The sequence below is a fragment of the Actinomadura violacea genome, from assembly GCF_017573465.1.
GTDB classification, from domain to species: domain Bacteria; phylum Actinomycetota; class Actinomycetes; order Streptosporangiales; family Streptosporangiaceae; genus Spirillospora; species Spirillospora violacea.
Genome location: NZ_JAGEPF010000015.1, coordinates 164,492 through 182,285 on the forward strand (window position 1 = coordinate 164,492; position 17,794 = coordinate 182,285).

17 protein-coding genes are annotated in these 17,794 nt (G+C 74.5%); 13 read left to right on the forward strand and 4 right to left on the reverse strand.

Features of this window, described 5'->3' with window-relative positions; all coding sequences use genetic code 11:
• Positions 1–16 precede the first annotated feature (16 nt).
• The 3 genes from tsaA (at position 17) to J4709_RS24785 (ending at position 3,235) form a co-directional block, all read left to right on the forward strand.
• Positions 17–439: a tRNA (N6-threonylcarbamoyladenosine(37)-N6)-methyltransferase TrmO gene (gene tsaA, locus J4709_RS24775; protein WP_208244191.1), complete on the forward strand. Its 423-nt coding sequence runs from the start codon at positions 17–19 to the stop codon at positions 437–439.
• A gap of 77 nt (positions 440–516) precedes the next feature.
• Positions 517–1,893, forward strand: coding sequence for an NADP-specific glutamate dehydrogenase (gene gdhA / locus J4709_RS24780; protein WP_208244192.1), 1,377 nt, complete (start codon positions 517–519; stop codon positions 1,891–1,893).
• 121 nt (positions 1,894–2,014) lie between these two features.
• A complete protein-coding gene (locus J4709_RS24785) occupies positions 2,015–3,235 on the forward strand; it encodes a sensor histidine kinase (RefSeq protein ID WP_232384039.1) in 1,221 nt (406 codons plus the stop codon).
• On the opposite strand, the gene J4709_RS24790 is transcribed toward J4709_RS24785, so the two are convergent.
• Complete coding sequence (locus J4709_RS24790; RefSeq protein ID WP_208244194.1) at positions 3,222–3,755, reverse strand: NUDIX hydrolase; 534 nt, start codon at positions 3,753–3,755, stop codon at positions 3,222–3,224. The genes J4709_RS24785 and J4709_RS24790 overlap by 14 nt on opposite strands.
• 135 nt (positions 3,756–3,890) lie before the next feature.
• Between J4709_RS24790 and clsA the strand changes: the two genes are divergently transcribed.
• Both clsA and J4709_RS24800 read left to right on the forward strand, forming a co-directional pair.
• Positions 3,891–4,562, forward strand: coding sequence for a cardiolipin synthase ClsA (gene clsA, locus J4709_RS24795; protein ID WP_307801512.1), 672 nt, complete (start codon positions 3,891–3,893; stop codon positions 4,560–4,562).
• The gene (locus J4709_RS24800; protein WP_208244196.1) at positions 4,559–7,057 is read left to right on the forward strand and encodes a mannose-1-phosphate guanyltransferase; all 2,499 of its coding nucleotides are present in this window, start codon (positions 4,559–4,561) and stop codon (positions 7,055–7,057) included. Before clsA ends, J4709_RS24800 begins: the two co-directional genes overlap by 4 nt.
• Positions 7,058–7,074: 17 nt before the next feature.
• On the opposite strand, the gene J4709_RS24805 is transcribed toward J4709_RS24800, so the two are convergent.
• From J4709_RS24805 to J4709_RS24815, 3 genes are all read right to left on the reverse strand, one after another.
• A complete protein-coding gene (locus J4709_RS24805; protein ID WP_232383999.1) occupies positions 7,075–8,517 on the reverse strand; it encodes an aminotransferase class V-fold PLP-dependent enzyme in 1,443 nt (480 codons plus the stop codon).
• An 83-nt stretch (positions 8,518–8,600) separates the two neighbouring features.
• Positions 8,601–10,262 (reverse strand): ABC transporter ATP-binding protein/permease, encoded by a 1,662-nt coding sequence (locus J4709_RS24810; protein ID WP_208244198.1) that lies wholly within the window; start codon positions 10,260–10,262, stop codon positions 8,601–8,603.
• Positions 10,263–10,364: 102 nt separating this feature from the next.
• Positions 10,365–11,705, reverse strand: a complete 1,341-nt coding sequence (locus J4709_RS24815; protein WP_208244199.1) for an aminotransferase-like domain-containing protein — start codon at positions 11,703–11,705, stop codon at positions 10,365–10,367.
• Between the two features lie 75 nt (positions 11,706–11,780).
• Between J4709_RS24815 and J4709_RS24820 the strand changes: the two genes are divergently transcribed.
• From J4709_RS24820 to J4709_RS24855, 8 genes are all read left to right on the forward strand, one after another.
• Positions 11,781–12,425 carry a LysE family translocator gene (locus J4709_RS24820; protein ID WP_208244200.1) on the forward strand — a complete coding sequence of 215 codons (645 nt, stop codon included), beginning with the start codon at positions 11,781–11,783 and terminating at the stop codon, positions 12,423–12,425.
• A gap of 57 nt (positions 12,426–12,482) precedes the next feature.
• Positions 12,483–13,379 carry a DUF881 domain-containing protein gene (locus tag J4709_RS24825; RefSeq protein ID WP_208244201.1) on the forward strand — a complete coding sequence of 299 codons (897 nt, stop codon included), beginning with the start codon at positions 12,483–12,485 and terminating at the stop codon, positions 13,377–13,379.
• A 60-nt stretch (positions 13,380–13,439) separates the two neighbouring features.
• The gene (locus tag J4709_RS24830; protein WP_173092574.1) at positions 13,440–13,772 is read left to right on the forward strand and encodes a small basic family protein; all 333 of its coding nucleotides are present in this window, start codon (positions 13,440–13,442) and stop codon (positions 13,770–13,772) included.
• Positions 13,769–14,536 carry a DUF881 domain-containing protein gene (locus J4709_RS24835; RefSeq protein ID WP_208244202.1) on the forward strand — a complete coding sequence of 256 codons (768 nt, stop codon included), beginning with the start codon at positions 13,769–13,771 and terminating at the stop codon, positions 14,534–14,536. The genes J4709_RS24830 and J4709_RS24835 overlap by 4 nt, the downstream gene beginning before the upstream one ends.
• 305 nt (positions 14,537–14,841) lie before the next feature.
• Positions 14,842–15,375 (forward strand): FHA domain-containing protein, encoded by a 534-nt coding sequence (locus J4709_RS24840; RefSeq protein WP_208244203.1) that lies wholly within the window; start codon positions 14,842–14,844, stop codon positions 15,373–15,375.
• 53 nt (positions 15,376–15,428) lie between these two features.
• The gene (ftsR, locus tag J4709_RS24845) at positions 15,429–16,148 is read left to right on the forward strand and encodes a transcriptional regulator FtsR (RefSeq protein ID WP_208244204.1); all 720 of its coding nucleotides are present in this window, start codon (positions 15,429–15,431) and stop codon (positions 16,146–16,148) included.
• 140 nt (positions 16,149–16,288) lie between these two features.
• On the forward strand, positions 16,289–16,759 hold the full coding sequence (locus J4709_RS24850; protein WP_151546279.1) for a bifunctional nuclease family protein: 471 nt from the start codon (positions 16,289–16,291) through the stop codon (positions 16,757–16,759).
• Positions 16,760–17,168: 409 nt separating this feature from the next.
• On the forward strand, positions 17,169–17,774 hold the full coding sequence (locus J4709_RS24855; RefSeq protein WP_173092582.1) for a MerR family transcriptional regulator: 606 nt from the start codon (positions 17,169–17,171) through the stop codon (positions 17,772–17,774).
• Positions 17,775–17,794: the final 20 nt, after the last annotated feature.

Sequence of the window (17,794 nt, forward strand, 5' to 3'; positions counted from 1 at the left end):
TTGAGAGGATCGCGGCATGGAGAGCATCCGCGGTGACCTCACCCTCACGCCGGTCGGGCACGTGTCGTCCCCGCTCAAGGACCGTGCCGCGGCGCCCAAGCAGGGGACGGAGGGCGCCCCCGACGCGTGGCTGGTCTTCGAGCCGTCGTACCACGCCGCGCTGGAGGGCCTGAGCGCCGGCGACCGGATCATCGTGCTGACGTGGCTGCACCAGGCGTCGCGGGACGTGCTGCGGACCCGGCCGCGCGACGACCCGCGCAACCCCGAGACCGGCGTGTTCGCCACCCGGTCCCCGGACCGGCCGAACCCGGTCGGCCTGCACCCGGTCGAGGTGCTGCAGGTCGTCGGGCGGCGGCTGCGCGTCCGCGGCCTCGAGGCCGTCGACGGCACGCCGGTGGTGGACGTCAAGCCCGTGATCGGAGGCGATGCGGCGCGTTGACCGGCCCGGGAGCCGCGCTGGTCCAGACCACCGCCTAAAGTGGAGAGGCATGATCACCGTTTGAGGAAGGACCCGGCATGCCCGTATCCCCCCGGCCGCAGCACGCGACCGGCACGCAGACCGTGCTGGAGAAGACCTACGAGCGCGTCCTGGTCCGCGACCCGGGGGAGCCCGAATTCCACCAGGCCGTCCACGAGGTGCTGGAGACGCTCGGCCCGGCGGTCGCCGCCCGGCCCGAGCTCGGCGCGAACGGGCTGCTGGAGCGGCTCGTCGAGCCGGAGCGGCAGATCGTCTTCCGGGTGCCGTGGACCGACGACTCCGGCGCGGTGCACGTCAACCGCGGCTTCCGGGTCGAGTTCAACAGCGCGCTCGGCCCGTACAAGGGCGGGCTGCGCTTCCACCCGACCGTGAACCTCGGCATCGTGAAGTTCCTCGGCTTCGAGCAGATCTTCAAGAACGCGCTGACCGGGCTCGGCATCGGCGGCGGCAAGGGCGGCAGCGACTTCGACCCGCACGGCCGCTCCGACGCCGAGGTCATGCGGTTCTGCCAGTCGTTCATGACCGAGCTGCAGCGCCACATCGGCGCGGACACCGACGTCCCGGCCGGCGACATCGGCGTCGGCGGCCGCGAGATCGGCTTCCTGTTCGGCCAGTACCGGCGGATCAGCAACCGCTGGGAGGCGGGCGTGCTGACCGGCAAGGGCCAGCCGTGGGGCGGGTCGGCGTGCCGGACGGAGGCCACCGGCTACGGCAACGTGCTGTTCACCGCCGAGATGCTCCGCAAGCGCGGCGAGGAGCTCGACGGCCAGACCGTCACCGTGTCCGGATCCGGCAACGTCGCGATCTACAGCATCGAGAAGGCGCAGCAGCTCGGCGCCAACGTGATCACCGTGTCCGACTCCGGCGGCTACGTGGTGGACGAGAAGGGAATCGACCTCGAGCTGCTCAAGCAGGTCAAGGAGGTCGAGCGGGGCCGCGTCTCCGACTACGCCGAGCGGCGCGGCGCGTCCGCCCGGTTCGTGCGCGGCGGCGGCGTGTGGGACGTGCCGGCCGACATCGCGCTGCCGTCGGCGACGCAGAACGAGCTGGACGTCCAGGCCGCGCGGGTGCTGGTCCGCAACGGTGTGAAGGCCGTCTCCGAGGGCGCCAACATGCCCACCACACCGGACGCGGTGCACGTGCTGCAGGAGGCGGGCGTCGCGTTCGGGCCGGGCAAGGCCGCCAACGCCGGCGGCGTCGCGGTCAGCGCGCTGGAGATGCGGCAGAACGCCGGGCGGGAGATGTGGACGTTCCCGCAGGCCGAGGCGGAGCTCGCGGAGATCATGACGCGGATCCACAACACCTGCGACGAGACCGCCGAGCGCTACGGCGCGCCCGGCAACTACGTCGTCGGCGCGAACATCGCCGGGTTCGAGCGCGTCACCGAGGCGATGCTGGCGCAGGGCCTGATCTGATCCGCCGCGGTCGCGCCCCCGGCCCGGGCGGCGCGGCCGCCCGGGCGGGCGGCGGGATCGCGTGGCGCGGGGGTGGATGCGCGCGGCCCGCCGCGTCGGGGAGGATGGGCGCGTGGTGACGATGCCCCGGCCCGGTGCGGCGACCCGCGACGCCCTGCTGACGACGCTGCTGGCCGCGGTGGCGGCGGCGGTGGCGCTCGCCTGGCCGGGGACCCGGCCGCTGGACGCCGGGGGCGTGCTCCTGCTGGCCGGCGCGCACGCCCCGCTCGCGGTGATCCGGCGCCGGCCCGGGCTCGCGCTCGTCGTGCTGGTCCTGCTGACGCTGCCGTATCACCTGCTGCAGTACCAGCACCACGCGCTGATCCCCGCCGAGGTGATCGCGCTGTTCGCCTACGCGGTGCTCGGCCGCCGGGTCCGCGCGGTCCTCATGGTCGTGGGCCTGCTGCTGTTCGTCTGCGTGATGATGATGGCGCTGCGCGCCGGGGGGAGCTCGGTCCGCGAGCAGATCGCGGTGATCGAGGCGGTCGTCTCCGTGGTGATCGCGGTGCAGGTCTGGCGGGTGCACCGGGCGCGGCTGGCGACGATCACCGAGCGCGCCGAGCGGGCCGAGCGCACCCGCGAGGAGGAGGCGCGCCGCCGCGTCGCCGAGGAGCGCCTGCGCATCGCCCGCGACCTGCACGACCTGCTCGCGCACAGCATCACGGTGATCGGGGTCCAGGCCGGCGCCGCCGCCCATCTGCTCGCCGGCGACCGGCCGCTGGACCGCGCCGAGCTGGCCGAGGCGCTCGGGTCGATCGCGGGGACCTGCCGGGACGCCCGCACCGAGCTGCGCGGCACGCTGCAGGTGCTGCGCGGCACCGACGTCGGCGCGCCCGCCGTGCTGCCGGGCCCGGACGCGATCCCCGGCCTGGTGTCCGCGGCCCGGTCCGCCGGGCTGGAGGTGACGCTGGACGCGGACGGAGCCGCCGCGGCGCCGCCGGAGATCGGCGTCGCCGCGTACCGGATCGTCCAGGAGGCCCTGACCAACGTTGTCAAGCACGCCGCCGCGCACCGCGTCGCGGTGACCCTCGCCCGCGAGGAGGCGGGGCTCGTCGTGCGGGTCGCCGACGACGGCCGCGGCCCCTCCGGCGCCGGGCCGGAGGGGTTCGGGATCCTCGGCATGATCGAGCGGGCGCGCAGCGTCGGCGGGACGCTGGACGCCGGCCCCGGCGAGGACGGCGGCTTCGTCGTCACCGCCGTCTTCCCGCCCGCGGACGTCCCGCCCGGCGCGTCACCGGACGCGCCGCCGCCCGACGTCCCGCCGGACGCGCCGCCGGGCAGGGAGCCGGTCAGTCCCCGCTGACCGACCGGGCGTACAGGAAGAGCAGGCCCGACAGCGACGAGCCGGACAGGATCTCGCCGCGCGCCGCCAGTTCCGGCACCGACGCCAGCGGCACCCACTCGATCCGCTCGGCCTCGACATCGGTGGGCTCGCCGACCCGCTCGGCGCCGTCCGCCCGGTAGATGTGATGTATCCCATCGTGCAGGCCGGGGGACGGGCGCACCGCCAGCACGTGTTCCAGCGGCCCGGGCCGGTAGCCGGTCTCCTCGACCAGTTCGCGCGCCGCGGACTCCGCCGGGTCCTCGCCCTCCTCGACCCGGCCGCCAGGAAGTTCCCACCCCCACGCGTCGGTGATGAAGCGGTGCCGCCAGATCAGCAGTACGCGGCCGGCGCCGTCCACCGCCGCCACCCCGGCGGCGGGCCGCACCCGCACGAGATGGTGGTCGAAGCGCCGCCCGTCCGGCAGTTCGACGTCGGCCAGCCGCACGTCCAACCAGGGGCTGTCGTAGATCGATCTCTCGCCGTGCACCGTCCATCGCATGGCCGGACGCTATCGGGGGCTTTCAAAGCCTTACCGGTAGGGTCAGGATCAAGGGGACGGCGCCGACCTCCGGGGGCGGGCCCCGGACCCCAGGGCCACCGCCCGGAGGGCGCTGTCAGGGAGGGGAGCGCAGCGGTGAGCACTGAGGCCGGCAGGGCGCCGGAGGCGGCGCGGGACCGGATCTTCACGGTGCCGAACCTGCTCAGCATGGCGCGGCTCGTCGGGGTCCCGTTCTTCCTGTGGCTGGTGCTGGTCGAGCAGGACTGGTGGGCGCTCGGGCTGCTGGTGTTCGCCGGCCTGTCGGACTGGCTGGACGGCAAGCTCGCGCGCGCGCTGAACCAGACCAGCAAGCTCGGCATGCTGCTGGACCCGGCCGCCGACCGGCTGTACATCTTCGCGACGCTCGTCGGCCTGACCGTCCGCGACATCATCCCGCTGTGGCTGCTGATCGCGCTCGTCGCGCGCGAGGTGGCGATCGTGCCGATCGCGCCGATCGTGCGGCGGCTCGGCTACGGCGGCGCGCTTCCCGTGCATTTCATCGGCAAGGCGGGCACGATGTGCCTGCTGTACGCCTTCCCGCTGCTGCTCCTGGGAGACCATGACGGGGCGGCGGGCACCGCGGCGAAGGTGATCGGGTGGTCCTTCGCCATCTGGGGGACGGCGCTGTACTGGTGGGCGGCCGTCCTGTACTGGGCGCAGACGCGGCAACTGGTGCTGGCCGGCCGCGGCGCGCCACCCGACGGCGCGCCCGGTCCGGGCGCGCGGCCCCCGGCCGGCGAGCAGAAGGGAGCTGAGACCCCCCGATGAAGGCCGTCGTGATGGCGGGTGGCGAGGGGACGCGGCTGCGTCCGATGACCGCCAACCAGCCCAAGCCGCTGCTGCCGCTCGTCAACCGGCCGATCATGGAGCACGTGCTGCGGCTGCTGAAGAAGCACGGGTTCAGCGAGACCGTCGTCACGGTGCAGTTCCTGGCGGCGCTGATCCGCAACTACTTCGGCGACGGCGAGGAGCTCGGCATGTCGCTGAGCTACGCGACCGAGGAGGTGCCGCTCGGCACCGCGGGCAGCGTGAAGAACGCCGAGGCGGCGCTGCGCGACGACCGGTTCCTGGTGATCTCCGGCGACGCGCTGACCGACATCGACCTGACCGACATGGTGCGCTTCCACGAGCGCAACGGCGCCCTCGTCACCATCGGCCTCAAGCGCGTCCCGAACCCGCTGGAGTTCGGGATCATCATCGTGGACGACGAGGGCCGCATCCAGCGGTTCCTGGAGAAGCCGACGTGGGGGCAGGTGTTCTCCGACACCGTCAACACCGGCATCTACGTGATGGAGCCCGAGGTGCTCGACCACGTCGCGGCGGGCGAGGTCGTCGACTGGTCCGGCGACGTGTTCCCCAAGCTGCTGGCGGAGGGCGCGCCGCTGTACGGGTACGTGGCGGACTGCTACTGGGAGGACGTCGGCACCCACGAGAGCTACCTGAAGGCGCAGGCCGACATGCTGTCCGGGCAGGTCGGCATCGAGCTGGACGGGTTCGAGATGTCGCCGGGCGTGTGGGTCGCCGAGGGCGCCGAGGTGGACGCGGAGGCCGTGCTGAAGGGCCCGCTCTACATCGGCGACTACGCGAAGGTCGAGGCCGGCGTCGAGCTGCGCGAGTACACCGTGCTCGGCAGCAACGTCGTGGTGAAGGAGGGCGCGTTCCTGCACCGCGCGATCGTCCACGACAACGTGTTCGTCGCGCCGTCGACGAACCTGCGCGGCTGCGTCGTCGGCAAGAACACCGACATCATGGCGGGCGCCCGCGTCGAGGAGGGCGCGATCGTCGGGGACGAGTGCGTCATCGAGGCGGAGGCGTACGTCTCCAGCGGCGTGAAGGTGTACCCGTTCAAGACGATCGAGGCGGGCGCGGTCGTCAACACCAGCGTGATCTGGGAGTCGCGCGGGCAGCGCAACCTGTTCGGGCCGCGCGGGGTGTCCGGGCTGGTCAACGTGGAGATCACCCCGGAGCTGGCGGTGCGGCTGGCCAGCGCGTACGCGACCACGCTGAAGAAGGGCACCACGGTCGTCACCGGCCGGGACGTCTCGCGCGCCGCCCGGACGCTCAAGCGCGCGGTGATCAGCGCGCTGACCGCCAGCGCGATCAACGTGCAGGACCTGGAGGCGACGCCGCTGACCGTCGCCCGGTTCGAGACGGGCCGTGAGGACTGCGCGGGCGGCATCTACATCCGCACGACGTACGGCGAGACGCAGGGCGTCGACATCATCTTCCTCGACCCGGACGGCGCGGACCTGTCGCAGGCCGCGCAGCGCAAGCTGGAGCGCGTGTTCGGCCGGCAGGAGTACCGGCGGGCGTTCCCCGGGGAGATCGCCGAGCTGACCTACCCGCCACGCGTGGTGGAGACCTACACCCGCGACCTGCTGGACCGCATCGACATCAGCGGAGTCCGCGAGGCCGGGCTGAAGATCGTGCTGGACTGCGCGGGCGGCGTCGCGTCGCTGGTGCTGCCGAGCCTGCTCGGCCGGGTCGGGGTCGAGGTGCTGACCCGCAACAACGCGCTGGACGAGGCGAACCCGACCGAGACGCTGCCCGAGCGGATGCGCGACCTGGAGCGGCTCGGCGCGCTGGTGTCGTCGTCGCGGGCCGCGTTCGGCGTCCGGTTCGACCCGGTCGGCGAGCGGATCTCGCTGGTGGACGAGAACGGCGAGCTGGTCGCCGACGACCGGGCGCTGCTGGTGATGCTGGACCTGGTCGCGGCGGAGCGGCGCGGCGGCCGGGTCGCGCTGCCGGTGACGACGACGCGGGTGGCCGAGCAGGTCTGCCGGTTCCACGGTGTCCAGGTCGAGTGGACGTCCACCTCGCAGGACGTGCTCACCAAGGCCGCCGCGCGCCCCGACGTGGTCTTCGCGGGCGACGGCCGGGGCGGGTTCCTGATGCCGGAGTTCAGCGGGACCGTGGACGGCATCGCGGCGTTCGTCCGGCTGGTCGGGCTCGTTGCGCGGACGCGGCTGACGCTGTCGCAGATCGACCGGCGGATCCCGGTCGCGCACCTGCTGCGCCGGTCCGTGCCGACGCCGTGGGCGGCGAAGGGGAGCGTGATGCGGCACGTCGTGGAGGCCGCCGGGAGCCGCACCCTCGACACCACCGACGGCGTCCGCGTGGTGGAGGACGACGGCGGCTGGGTGCTCGTCCTGCCCGACCCGGCGGAGGCCGTCACCCACCTGTGGGCCGAGGGCCCGGACGCCGACGCCGCGCAGGAGCTGCTCGAGGAGTGGGCCCTCGTGGTGGAGCGGGCGGGCTCGTAGCCGGGCGGCGCGGGGCCTCAGCAGCGTTCGCGGGGCTTGAGGCCCCGGGCGTCGGGCTCCCGGTCGCCGTAGGCCTCCTCCAGGAACGCGGCGAGGCGCTCCACGTCGGCGACGTTGGAGACCAGGCCGAGCGAGGCGCGGACGGCGCCGCCGCTCGGCAGGTGCAGCAGGTCGAGGTACTCGTCGAGGGTGCGCATGCCGCCGCGCAGCGTCCGCCGGTCGCGCAGCGCCCGCTCGGAGATGCCGAACGCGCCCTCGCCGGCGCCCGGGTTGCAGAAGCAGCCGGTGCGGACGGAGATCCCGCCGGCGGCGGTGTCGCGGGCGACGATCCGCTCGTCCACGATCCGGCCGTGCCGGTCCAGGACGTTGAACGCGACGGTGCCGCCGCGCCGGTCTGTGCCGTCGGGGCCGTACACGCGGATCATGGGGGAGCCCGCGCCGTGCCGCAGGCCGGTCAGCCGGTGCAGCAGCCATGAGGTGAGGCGGGCGACCCGGCGGTGGATCAGGTCGATGCCGATGTCCTCGATCCACCGGACGCCGAACTCGACGTCCGGGATCGACAGGAAGTTCAGGGTGCCGTCCTCGAACGCCGTCTCGTCGCCGGCGAGGACGTGCCAGCCGCCGAGCGCGCTGACCGCCTGGATCGTGCCGCCCGCGAACCAGGGGCGGCGCAGCCGGGCGAGCGCGGCGCGGCGGGCGACCAGCGCGCCGACGCCGGTCGGGTAGCCGAACATCTTGTACCAGCTCACCGGGACGAAGTCGGGCCGCACCCGGCCGAGGTCCAGCCGGTTCGCGGGGACGAACGCGGCCGCGTCCAGCAGGACGTCGTACCCGTGCGCGTGCGCGAGGTCGATCCATTCGAGCGGGTGCTGGACGCCGGTGAAGTTGCTCTGCGCGGGGTAGACGAGCAGCCCGCGGCGGCGGGCGAGCGCGTCGCGCACGTCGCCGCCGGGGACCCGCAGCTCGGTTCCCCGGACGGGCAGGTTGACCACCTGCGCGCCGCGCGCCCGCGCGAACTCGCGGATCCCGTTGACCGAGTTGTGGTTGTCGCCGGTCAGCACGAGCCGGGACCCGCGCCCGAACGGGTAGGCCTCGCCGACGAGCCGGCACGCGCCGGTCGCGTTCGGCGTGAAGACCACCGCGTACTCGTCGGGGGAGGCGTTGAAGAAGCCGAGGACGGCGGCGCGGGTCCGCTCGACCAGCTCGGTGGACGCCCTGGACGTCGGGTTCTCCGAGTGCGGGTTGCCGTAGCAGCGCCCGGTGAGCCGCCTGGCGTGCGCGCGGATCTGCGCCTCGGCGGCCACACCCGAGCCCGTGTAGTCGAGGTAGGTCCGGCCTCCGGCGTCGAGATGGCGGTACTCGGCCGCCCGCAGGTCGTCCAGCCGGCTCGTCGAGGCGTACTCGGCGTCGGTGCCGGGCGTCGCCCCCGCCGCCCAGCCGTCGGTTGAAGCGGACATCATGCACCCCCGCGTACAAAGCCGCATCCTCCTCTAAGAACGGTCCAAAATCGGAGAACGTGATGCAAGGGGATGTTGTGACCTTTTCAGGACGAGATGCCTGAGTTTGGCGGGGCCGGCGCGGCCCCGCGGGACGGGGCGTCCTGCCGTGCCCGCCGGGCCGGCCGCGTGCGGCGGGCGAGGACCGCCGCCGTCCCCGCGAGGAAGAGCGCCGCGAACCCGGCGAGGACCGCCCAGTCGGCGCCCACGGCCCGCGAGAACGTCCCGCCGTAGGACGCCAGCAGCGGCGGCCCCAGCGGCGACCGGCCCGACGCCCACAGCCGGTCGACGCCCAGGCTGTGCCCGAGCCCCTCGAACGCCCACCGGTTCGACATCGCGTAGCTCAGCCACCGGCCCGGCGCCGCCATCACCGGGACGGGCAGGATCGCGCCGACGAACAGCACCTGCGGGAAGCACAGCATCGGCAGCGCCATCGTCGCCTGCGCCGGGTCGGTCACCGCCGCCGACACCAGCAGCCCGAGCGCCAGCGCGGCCACCGAGCACAGCAGCAGCGTGGCGAACAGCTCCCCGTACGTCCGCCAGCCCATCGCCGGCAGCCGGTCGAGCCCGCGCAGCACGCCGAGCATGAGCGCGTCCACCGCCGCCAGCAGCGGCAGCAGGACGGCCGCCTTCGCCAGCACGTACGGGCCGACCCGCAGCCCGGTGAGCCGCTCGCGGCGCAGGACGGGCAGCTCGGTGCAGATCTGCAGGAGCCCGTACGTCAGCCCGAAGAAGAACCCGCCGAACGCGATCCAGAACAGGATCATCACGGTCGCGCTCGGGCTCGGCGACTCCGGCGCGAACGCGCCCGGCCGGAACAGCACCGCGAACATCGCCAGCACCATCACCGGCGACCCCGCCAGCACGGCGAGCGTCAGCCGGTTGCCGGTGAGCAGGTCGAGGTTGCGGCGGGTCAGCAGCGCCCACTGCCGCAGCGCGCCTACGCCCGGTCCCGCCGCCGCCCCCTCGCCGCCGGGACGGCGAAACCGGTTCCCCCAGTCGGACGGCGCGGCGCCGGCGAGCCGCAGGTAGACGTCGTCGACCGTGGCCGCCCCGAACTCCTCCAGCGCCTCCTCCGGCGGGCCGTGGAACGCCAGCCGCCCGTCCGGCGCCAGCACCGCCACCCGGTCGCACACCGCGACGTCCGGCGGGTGGTGCGTCGTCATGACCACGGTCGTCCCCGCGTCGGCGAGGCCGCGCAGCAGCCGCATCAGGTCGGCGGCCGTGGCCGGGTCCAGGCCGGACGTCGGCTCGTCGAGGAAGAACACCCGCGGCCGGGTCAGCAGCTCGACCGCGATGCTGGCCCGCTTGCGCTCGCCGCCGCTCAGCCGCCCGACGCGCTGCCCGGCCAGCTCGGTGAGGGCCAGGGCGTCCAGCACCTCGTCCACGGCCTTGTCGGCGTCCTCCGGCGGCGTGCCGGCGGGCAGCCGCAGGCCCGCCGCGTACCGCAGGGTGCGCCGCAGCGGCAGATCCTTGTGGACGATGTCGTCCTGCGGCACGTACCCGAGCGGCCCGCCGCCGCCCGTGTGGCGCACCTCGCCCTCGGCGGGCGGCCGCACGCCGGCGATCGCGTCCAGCAGCGTCGTCTTGCCCGCGCCGCTGCCGCCGATGATCGCCACGAGCTCCCCGGCCCCGATCGTCAGCGACACGTCCCGCAGGGTGCGGCGCCCGCCGTCCACCCGCTGCCCGACCCCGCGCACCTCGATCACGCCACGCCCCCATCCGCTCCGGAGGGCCCGCCCGCCCCCACAAGAACATGGACGACGGCGCGGCCCGAGTCCAGAGGCGGATCTCCCGTTCGGGCCGCCGGGTCAGTCGACGGAGACGTCGTCGGGGGTGCCGCCCGCGATCTCCGCCAGCACGTCCAGAGCCCGCGCGAGGACGTCCTCCGGCGGCGACGCCAGGCCGAACCGCACCGCCCGCGGCGCGGCGGCGCCGCCCACCACGAACGCGGCGGCGGGCGTGACCGCGATGCCGCGCCGGGCCGCCGCCGCCACGAACGTCTCCGCGCGCCACGGCGCGGGCAGGTCCCACCAGCAGAAGTACGAACCGGGATCGGACGAGACCGCCGCGCCCGCCAGCCGCTCCGCCGCGATCCGCTGCCGGGACGCGGCGTCCTCCCTCTTCGCCTTCACGATCGCCTCGACCGTCCCGTCGGCGATCCACCCGGCCGCCGCCTCCAAGGCGAACCCGGCGGGCCCCCACGCGCCCGAGCGCAGCGCCGCGGCGACCCGGCCCGCCAGCCGCCGCGGGACGGCGGCGAACCCCACGCTCAGCCCGGGCGCCAGCCGCTTGGACAGGCTGTCGACGAGGATCGTGTGGTCCGGCGCGGACGAGGCCAGCGGCGGCGGGCCGTCCTCGCGCAGGAACGCCCAGATCCGGTCCTCGACCGCGCACAGCCCGAGCCGTTCGAGCAGCCCGCCCAGCTCGGCGCGCCGCGCCGGCGGCATCGTCGTCCCGTACGGGTTGTGCAGCGTGGGCTGGAGGTAGACGCCGCCGAGCGGCGCGGCGCGGTGCGCGTCGGCGAGCGCGTCCGGGATCATCCCCTGCCCGTCCACCGGAACGGCGACCGGCGTGACGCCGAGCCGCGCCGCGATCCCCTTGATCACCGGGTAGGTGAGCGCCTCGACCGCGAGCCGCCCGCCTGCCGGGACCAGGGCGGCCACGGACGCGGCGATCGCCTGCCGCCCGTTCCCGGCGAAGAGCACCTCCTCCGGCGCGGGCGTCCGGCCGTCGGCGGCGAGGAGCGCCGCCGCGGCCTCGCGCGCCGCCGGGGTGCCCGCGACGCCGGCGGGCGCGAGCGCCGCGTCCAGCACGTCCGGGCGCATCAGGCGGTCCAGCCCGGTGGCCAGCAGCGGCGCCTGCTCGGGCACGACCGGGTAGTTCAGCTCCAGGTCGACGCGGGCGTCCGCCGGCTCGGCCAGCGCGGGGGCCGCCCGCCGGTCCGCCGCGAGCACGAACGTGCCGCGTCCGACCTCGCCGACCACCAGGCCGCGCCGGCCGAGCTCGCGGTAGACGCGCGCGGCCGTCGAGGCGGCGATGCCGCGGCGCCGCGCGAACGCGCGCTGGGGCGGCAGCCGGTCGCCCGGCCGCAGCCGCCCGGCGGCGATGTCGGCGGCGACCGCGTCGGCCACCCGCCGGTAGTCGTCCATACGGCTGCCCCCAGGATTGCACCGAGTTCAATCTTATTATTGCACCGATTCAAACCGGCGCCTAGCATCGGTGCAATGATCTCCCCAGCCGCCCTGGCGGCCATCGCGCTCGTCGCGCTCGGGCTCGTCCTCACCCCCGGGCCGAACATGATCTACCTGGTGTCGCGGTCGGTGACCCAGGGCCGCCGCGCGGGCCTGGTCTCGCTCGGCGGCGTCGCGCTCGGCTTCGTCCTCTACGTGGTGGCCGCCACCGCCGGGATCACCACCGTCTTCCGGCTCGTCCCGCCCGTGTACGCGGCGCTGAAGCTCGCCGGCGCCGGCTACCTGCTCTGGCTGGCCTGGCAGGCCGTCCGGCCCGGCGGGGCCGCCGTGTTCGCTCCGAGAGAACTCCCCGCCGACCCGCCGCGCCGGCTGTTCGCCATGGGCCTGGTCACCAACCTGCTCAACCCGAAGATCGCGATCCTCTACGTGTCGCTCCTGCCGCAGTTCGTCGACCCCTCCCGCGGCCACGTCGCCGTGCAGAGCCTGCTGCTCGGCCTCACCCAGATCACCGTCGCGATCACCGTGAACGGCCTGATCGTCCTCGGCGCCGGGAGCATCGCCGCGTTCCTCGCCCGCCGCCCTGCCTGGCAGCGCGTCCAGCGCTACCTGATGGGCACCGTGCTCGCCGCCCTCGCCGTCCACATCGGCCTGGACCGCACCCGCGCCGCCGTCGCCTAGCGGCCGCCCGGAGCGGCGTGACCGGCCCGATTTGGCGGGCCTTGACATCATGGTGCGGTGATCGCTCGACGGCGGGGCCCGGACGAGGCGGAACGGGCGGCCGGATGGCGCCGGCCCGACGCCTCCATGTCCCTGCTCTCGGACCTGTTCGCCGGCAAGCTGCTCGACCCCGGCTACGCCGAGGCCGCGGCGCGGCGCGCCGCGTCTGGCGGGACCCGCCGGCGCGGCGGGCGGCTGAGCGGGGCCGGGGTGCTCGCGGTGCTGGCCGCCGCCGGCGTCCTCCTCGCGGTCGCCGGCGTCCAGGTGCGCCGCAGCGAGCCCGTCGCCGCCAAGGAGCGCGCCCGGCTCATCGACCAGATCCACGCCCGCACCGGCGAGACCGACGCCCTGCAGCGCCGCCTCGACCGGCTGCGCGCCGACACCGGCCGCGAGCGGGCCGGTGCCTTGGAACGCAGTGCCGAAGGCCGCCGGGCCAGGCGCGACCTCGCCGCGCAGGCCGCCGCCGCGGCCGCGGAGCCCGCCGCCGGCCCCGGCCTCGTCGTCACCGTGGACGACGCGCCCGCGGAAGGCCGCGGCGAGGACGGCGGCGACTCCGGCGGCCGGGTCTATGATCAGGACCTCCAGGCGCTGGTCAACGGGCTCTGGGCGGCGGGCGCCACCGCCATCGGGATCAACGGGCGGCGGCTCACGCCGGTCACCGCGATCCGCACCGCGGGGGAGGCGATCCTGGTCGACTACCGCCCGCTGACCGGCCCGTACGAGGTGACGGCGCTCGGCGACCCGGACCGCCTGCACGACGCGTTCACCGGCTCCGCCGCCGACCGCAGGCTGCGGGCCCTCCAGGAGCGCTACCACATGCGGTACGGCACGCGCCGGACGTCCGGCGCGCGGCTGCCCGCGGCGGGCGCGCTCCGGCTGCGGTACGCCGCGCCCGCCCCCGGAGCCGGCAGGTGACGCGGTGAGCACGGGAGCGGCGGCCGCCGGCGCCGCGGCGAGCGAAGGGACGGACGGGGCATGATCGCGCTGATCGGGCTGGTGATCGGCGTGGTGCTGGGCCTGCTCCTGCACCCCGACGTCCCGCTGTGGCTCCAGCCCTACCTGCCCATCGCCATCGTCGCGGCGCTCGACGCCATGTTCGGCGGCGTCCGGGCCCGGCTGGAGGGGATCTTCGACGAGAAGGTGTTCGTCGTGTCCTTCCTCAGCAACACCGTCATCGCGGCGCTGATCGTCTTCCTCGGCGACGAGCTGGGCGTCGGCTCCCAGCTGTCCACCGGCGTCGTGGTCGTCCTCGGGATCCGGATCTTCTCCAACGCCGCGGGCATCCGCCGGAAGCTGTTCGGCGCATGACGGGCGACCAGGAGCGGCAGGAGCCGGTGGAGCGGGAGGAGCCGCAGGGGGCTGAGCGGCCCGCTGAGCCCGCGAGCCCGCCGCCCGCACCCCTCACCGGGGTGATGGCGCTGCTGCGGCCCAGGGCGAGCTTGGGGCAGCTCATCGGCGGCCTGCTGTGCCTCCTGGTGGGCTTCGCCGTCGCCGTGCAGGTCCGCTCCACCAAGCGCGACACCACGTTCGCCACCGCCCGGCAGGACGAGCTGGTCGGCATCCTGGCCGATCTGGGCCAGCGGTCCGAACGGCTCCGCGGCGACATCCGCGACCTCGAGCAGACCAAGGCCGAACTGCAGCGCGACGCCCAGGGCGGCGCCGCGCTCGAGGAGGCCCGCAGGCGCGCCACCACCTACGGGCTGCTGGCGGGCACGCTCCCCGCCGAAGGGCCCGGCATCCAGCTCGTCGTCCAGGACCCGCGCGGCGGCGTCCGCGCCGGCGGCCTGCTGGACGCCCTGGAGGAGCTGCGCGACGCCGGCGCCGAGGTCGTCCAGGTCAATGGAGTCCGCGCCGGCGTCGACACCTACTTCCTCGACGCGGCCGGCGGCGTCCGCGCGGACGGGCGCCCGCTGCGGCCCCCGTACACGTTCCTGGCCATCGGCGACCCGCACACGATGACCACGGCGCTCAACATCCCGGGCGGCGTGGTGCGCACGCTGCGGGCCGCCGGCGCCGCCGTCTCGATCACCCCGCGCGCGAAAGTGACCGTGAGCGCGGTACGGTCTCCGTAGAGGGAACGGGGGGAGCGGTGAACAGCCGTCCGGGACGTCGCGATCCGCGCCGTCCGCGCGGCGGCGTAGACCGGCGATCATCGGCGAAGGTACCGTGGTGCGGTCGGTTCACCGTTCCGGTTGACCCCTCGGGCAATACCCGCGTAAGTTGCGGCGACCGTCGCGAGCGCGGGCGGTGAGCAGGACCGTGGTCGGGGGCGGGTCCCCGGCGTGGGTTGGGTGAAGGATGCGCGTGGCGCAGGCGGCCCCCGCGGCAGCGGGGCGTCCGCGGGCGGCGCGCCGATGGTAGGAGGCCGAGCCGATCTATGCCGAGCGTCTACTGCACGCAGTGCGGTCACGCCAACCCGGATGATGCCCGCTTCTGTTCGAACTGCGGCACCCCGCTGACGCGGGGCGCCCAGCCGCCGATCTACCGGGAGTCGCCCGGCGAGTCGACCTCCACGATCTCCATCGGCGGGTTCGAGGCGCTGGACACCGGCCAGGACGAGGGCGAGCAGCCGGGCCCGGACCAGACCGCCATGGAGGCGCTCCCGCCCGGGACCGCGCTGCTGGTCGTCAAGCGGGGCCCGAACGCCGGGAGCCGCTTCCTGCTCGACAAGGACCGCACGTCCGCGGGCCGGCACCCGGAGAGCGACATCTTCCTGGACGACGTCACCGTCTCCCGCCGGCACGCCGAGTTCGCCCGGCACGGCGGCACGTTCTCCGTCCGCGACGTGGGCAGCCTGAACGGCACCTACGTCAACCGGCAGCGGATCGACCAGGCCGGCCTGTCCGGCGGCGACGAGGTCCAGATCGGCAAGTTCCGGCTGGTCTTCCTGACCAACCCGGCGCACGCCTGACGAGGACCGGAGCGGCGGGGGAGCACGGGGTCTCGGCGACGATGGGAGGGCCCTTGAACGCGCAGCCGGCCCGGTCCCCGATGACGATCGGGGACGTCCTCGGGCTGCTCAGGACCGAGTTCCCCGACATCACCATCTCCAAGATCCGGTTCCTGGAGACCGAGGGGCTCGTGGAACCGGAGCGCACCCCCGCCGGGTACCGCAAGTTCGGCCAGGCGGACGTGGAGCGGCTCCGGTTCGTGCTCACCGCGCAGCGCGACCACTACATGCCGCTGCGCGTGATCAGGCAGCACCTGGAGGCCCGCGACCGCGGCGAGGCCGTCCCGCCGCTCGGCGCCCGTCCCGACGGGCCGCCCCGCCGCCCCCGCACCCTGGTCGCGGCCGGCGCGGACGCGCCCGACCCGGCCGTCCGGCTGACCCGCCGCCAGCTCCTGGACGGCGCCGGGATCGGCGAGGACCTCCTCGGCGACCTGGAGGAGTACGGCCTCGTCCGGCGCAACGGCGGCCACTACGACGGCGAGGCCCTCACCGTGGCGCGCGCCGCCGCGGCGCTCGGCGAGCACGGCTTCGAGGTCCGCCACCTGCGCGCCGCCAAGGCCGCCGCCGACCGGCAGGCCGGGCTGATCGAGCAGATGGTCGCCCCGCAGCTGCGGCGCCGCAGCCCGGGCGCGCACGAGCAGGCCGCCGAGACCGCCCGCGACATCGCCGCGCTGTCGGTCCGGCTGCACGCCGCCCTGCTGTCGGCGGGACTTCGCGAAAGCCTCGACCCCTGATCGCACGGTCCGCGGCGGCATTTGCCGCACCGCCGCCGCGCCACCCTGTCCGAGCCTGGGTGTACGTTGGGGCAGGGTTCGTCGAGGATCCGACCGGTGCACGTGGTGATCGAGACAGCGTCGACCAGCAGGGAGCCGCAGTGAAGCAGATGGAGGTCGTCGGCGTCCGGGTCGAGATGCCCTCCAATCAGCCCATCGTCCTGTTGAAGGAGACGGAGGGCGAGCGCTACCTGCCCATCTGGATCGGGGCGGTCGAAGCGACCGCGATCGCCTTCGCCCAGCAGGGCGTGCTGCCCGCCCGCCCCCTCACCCACGACCTGTTCCGGGACGTGCTCGATGCGCTGAGCGTCCAGCTCCGCACCGTGAACATCACCGACCTGCGCGAGGGCATCTTCTTCGCGGACCTGGTCTTCTCCAACGGCGTCGAGGTGAGCGCCCGCCCCTCGGACTCCATCGCGCTCGCGCTGCGCACCGGCGCGACGATCTTCGCCAGCGAGGACGTCCTCGAGGAGGCCGGCGTGGCCATCCCCGACGAGCAGGAGGACGAGGTGGAGAAGTTCCGCGAGTTCCTCGACACGATCTCCCCGGAGGACTTCGGCCGCGCCGGCTGACGCCGCGTCCGGGGGCCCTTCTCGGGGCTCTTCTCGGCGGCTCCGCCGCGCCGTTCCGCATGGTCGGGCGAGCGTCGGTTACGCTGTGTGATGGGGCGGTGCGGGCCGAACTTGAGGGGCGGAGTGGGGTATGTCACTTCGGGGTGTAAGTTCATGCCGTGCCGCGATTGGTCTTGCATTGCCCTGGACCTGGCAGTTTCCGAGGGGCGACCATCGGGGTAGGAGTGCGTTGGCGGCAAAGGTGCGCAGTTTGCCCACGTGAAGCCGGTTCATCCGGGCATGCGACGCGCCGACGGTGAACGTTGACCACACCCTGACCGGCACCTACCGTGCTGGTGGAACACCCGTGGTGTAATTCGTCAAACCCCCTTGACGAAGCGCCACGGGCTGATAGAAGCCGGAGGTCCGCGTGGCGGTGAGCAGCGGCGAGGGCAAGGCGACCCCCGACAGGCACATGGCGTCACGACGCGCCGGAGAGCAGGGCCTGCTCTTCGACACGCAGGTGTCGGCGCCGCCCGAGGACGTCGGCTACCGCGGTCCGACGGCGTGCGCGGCGGCGGGGATCACCTACCGGCAGCTCGACTACTGGGCGCGCACGAAGCTGGTGGAGCCGAGCGTCCGCGCGGCGCACGGGTCGGGCAGCCAGCGGCTCTACAGCTTCCGCGACATCCTCGTCCTGAAGGTGGTGAAGCGGCTGCTGGACACCGGGGTGTCGCTGCAGCAGATCCGCACGGCGGTGACGCACCTGCGCGACCGCGGCGTCCAGGACCTGGCGCAGATCACCCTGATGAGCGACGGGGTGAGCGTGTACGAGTGCACCTCCGCCGACGAGGTCGTGGATCTGCTGCAGGGCGGGCAGGGCGTGTTCGGCATCGCGCTCGGACGGGTGTGGCAGGAGGTGGAGGGGAGCCTGGCGGAACTGCCGGCCGAACGGGCCGCCACCGACGACCCGGACCCTCTCGAACACCCCCACGATGAGCTGGCGAACCGGCGGCGCGCCCGCCGCACCGGCTGAGCCCCCCGCGAGCCCCCGCG

Excerpts from the sequence above, each read along its gene's own strand:
- J4709_RS24805 (WP_232383999.1), bottom strand. The coding sequence starts at position 8,517 with ATGATGTCCGCTTCAACCGACGGCTGGGCGGCGGGGGCGACGCCCGGC.
- J4709_RS24835 (WP_208244202.1), top strand. The coding sequence starts at position 13,769 with ATGACGGGCGACCAGGAGCGGCAGGAGCCGGTGGAGCGGGAGGAGCCG.
- gdhA (WP_208244192.1), top strand. The coding sequence starts at position 517 with ATGCCCGTATCCCCCCGGCCGCAGCACGCGACCGGCACGCAGACCGTG.
- J4709_RS24830 (WP_173092574.1), top strand. The coding sequence starts at position 13,440 with ATGATCGCGCTGATCGGGCTGGTGATCGGCGTGGTGCTGGGCCTGCTC.
- tsaA (WP_208244191.1), top strand. The coding sequence starts at position 17 with ATGGAGAGCATCCGCGGTGACCTCACCCTCACGCCGGTCGGGCACGTG.
- J4709_RS24820 (WP_208244200.1), top strand. The coding sequence starts at position 11,781 with ATGATCTCCCCAGCCGCCCTGGCGGCCATCGCGCTCGTCGCGCTCGGG.
- J4709_RS24800 (WP_208244196.1), top strand. The coding sequence starts at position 4,559 with ATGAAGGCCGTCGTGATGGCGGGTGGCGAGGGGACGCGGCTGCGTCCG.
- J4709_RS24840 (WP_208244203.1), top strand. The coding sequence starts at position 14,842 with ATGCCGAGCGTCTACTGCACGCAGTGCGGTCACGCCAACCCGGATGAT.
- J4709_RS24790 (WP_208244194.1), bottom strand. The coding sequence starts at position 3,755 with ATGCGATGGACGGTGCACGGCGAGAGATCGATCTACGACAGCCCCTGG.
- J4709_RS24815 (WP_208244199.1), bottom strand. The coding sequence starts at position 11,705 with ATGGACGACTACCGGCGGGTGGCCGACGCGGTCGCCGCCGACATCGCC.
- J4709_RS24785 (WP_232384039.1), top strand. The coding sequence starts at position 2,015 with ATGCCCCGGCCCGGTGCGGCGACCCGCGACGCCCTGCTGACGACGCTG.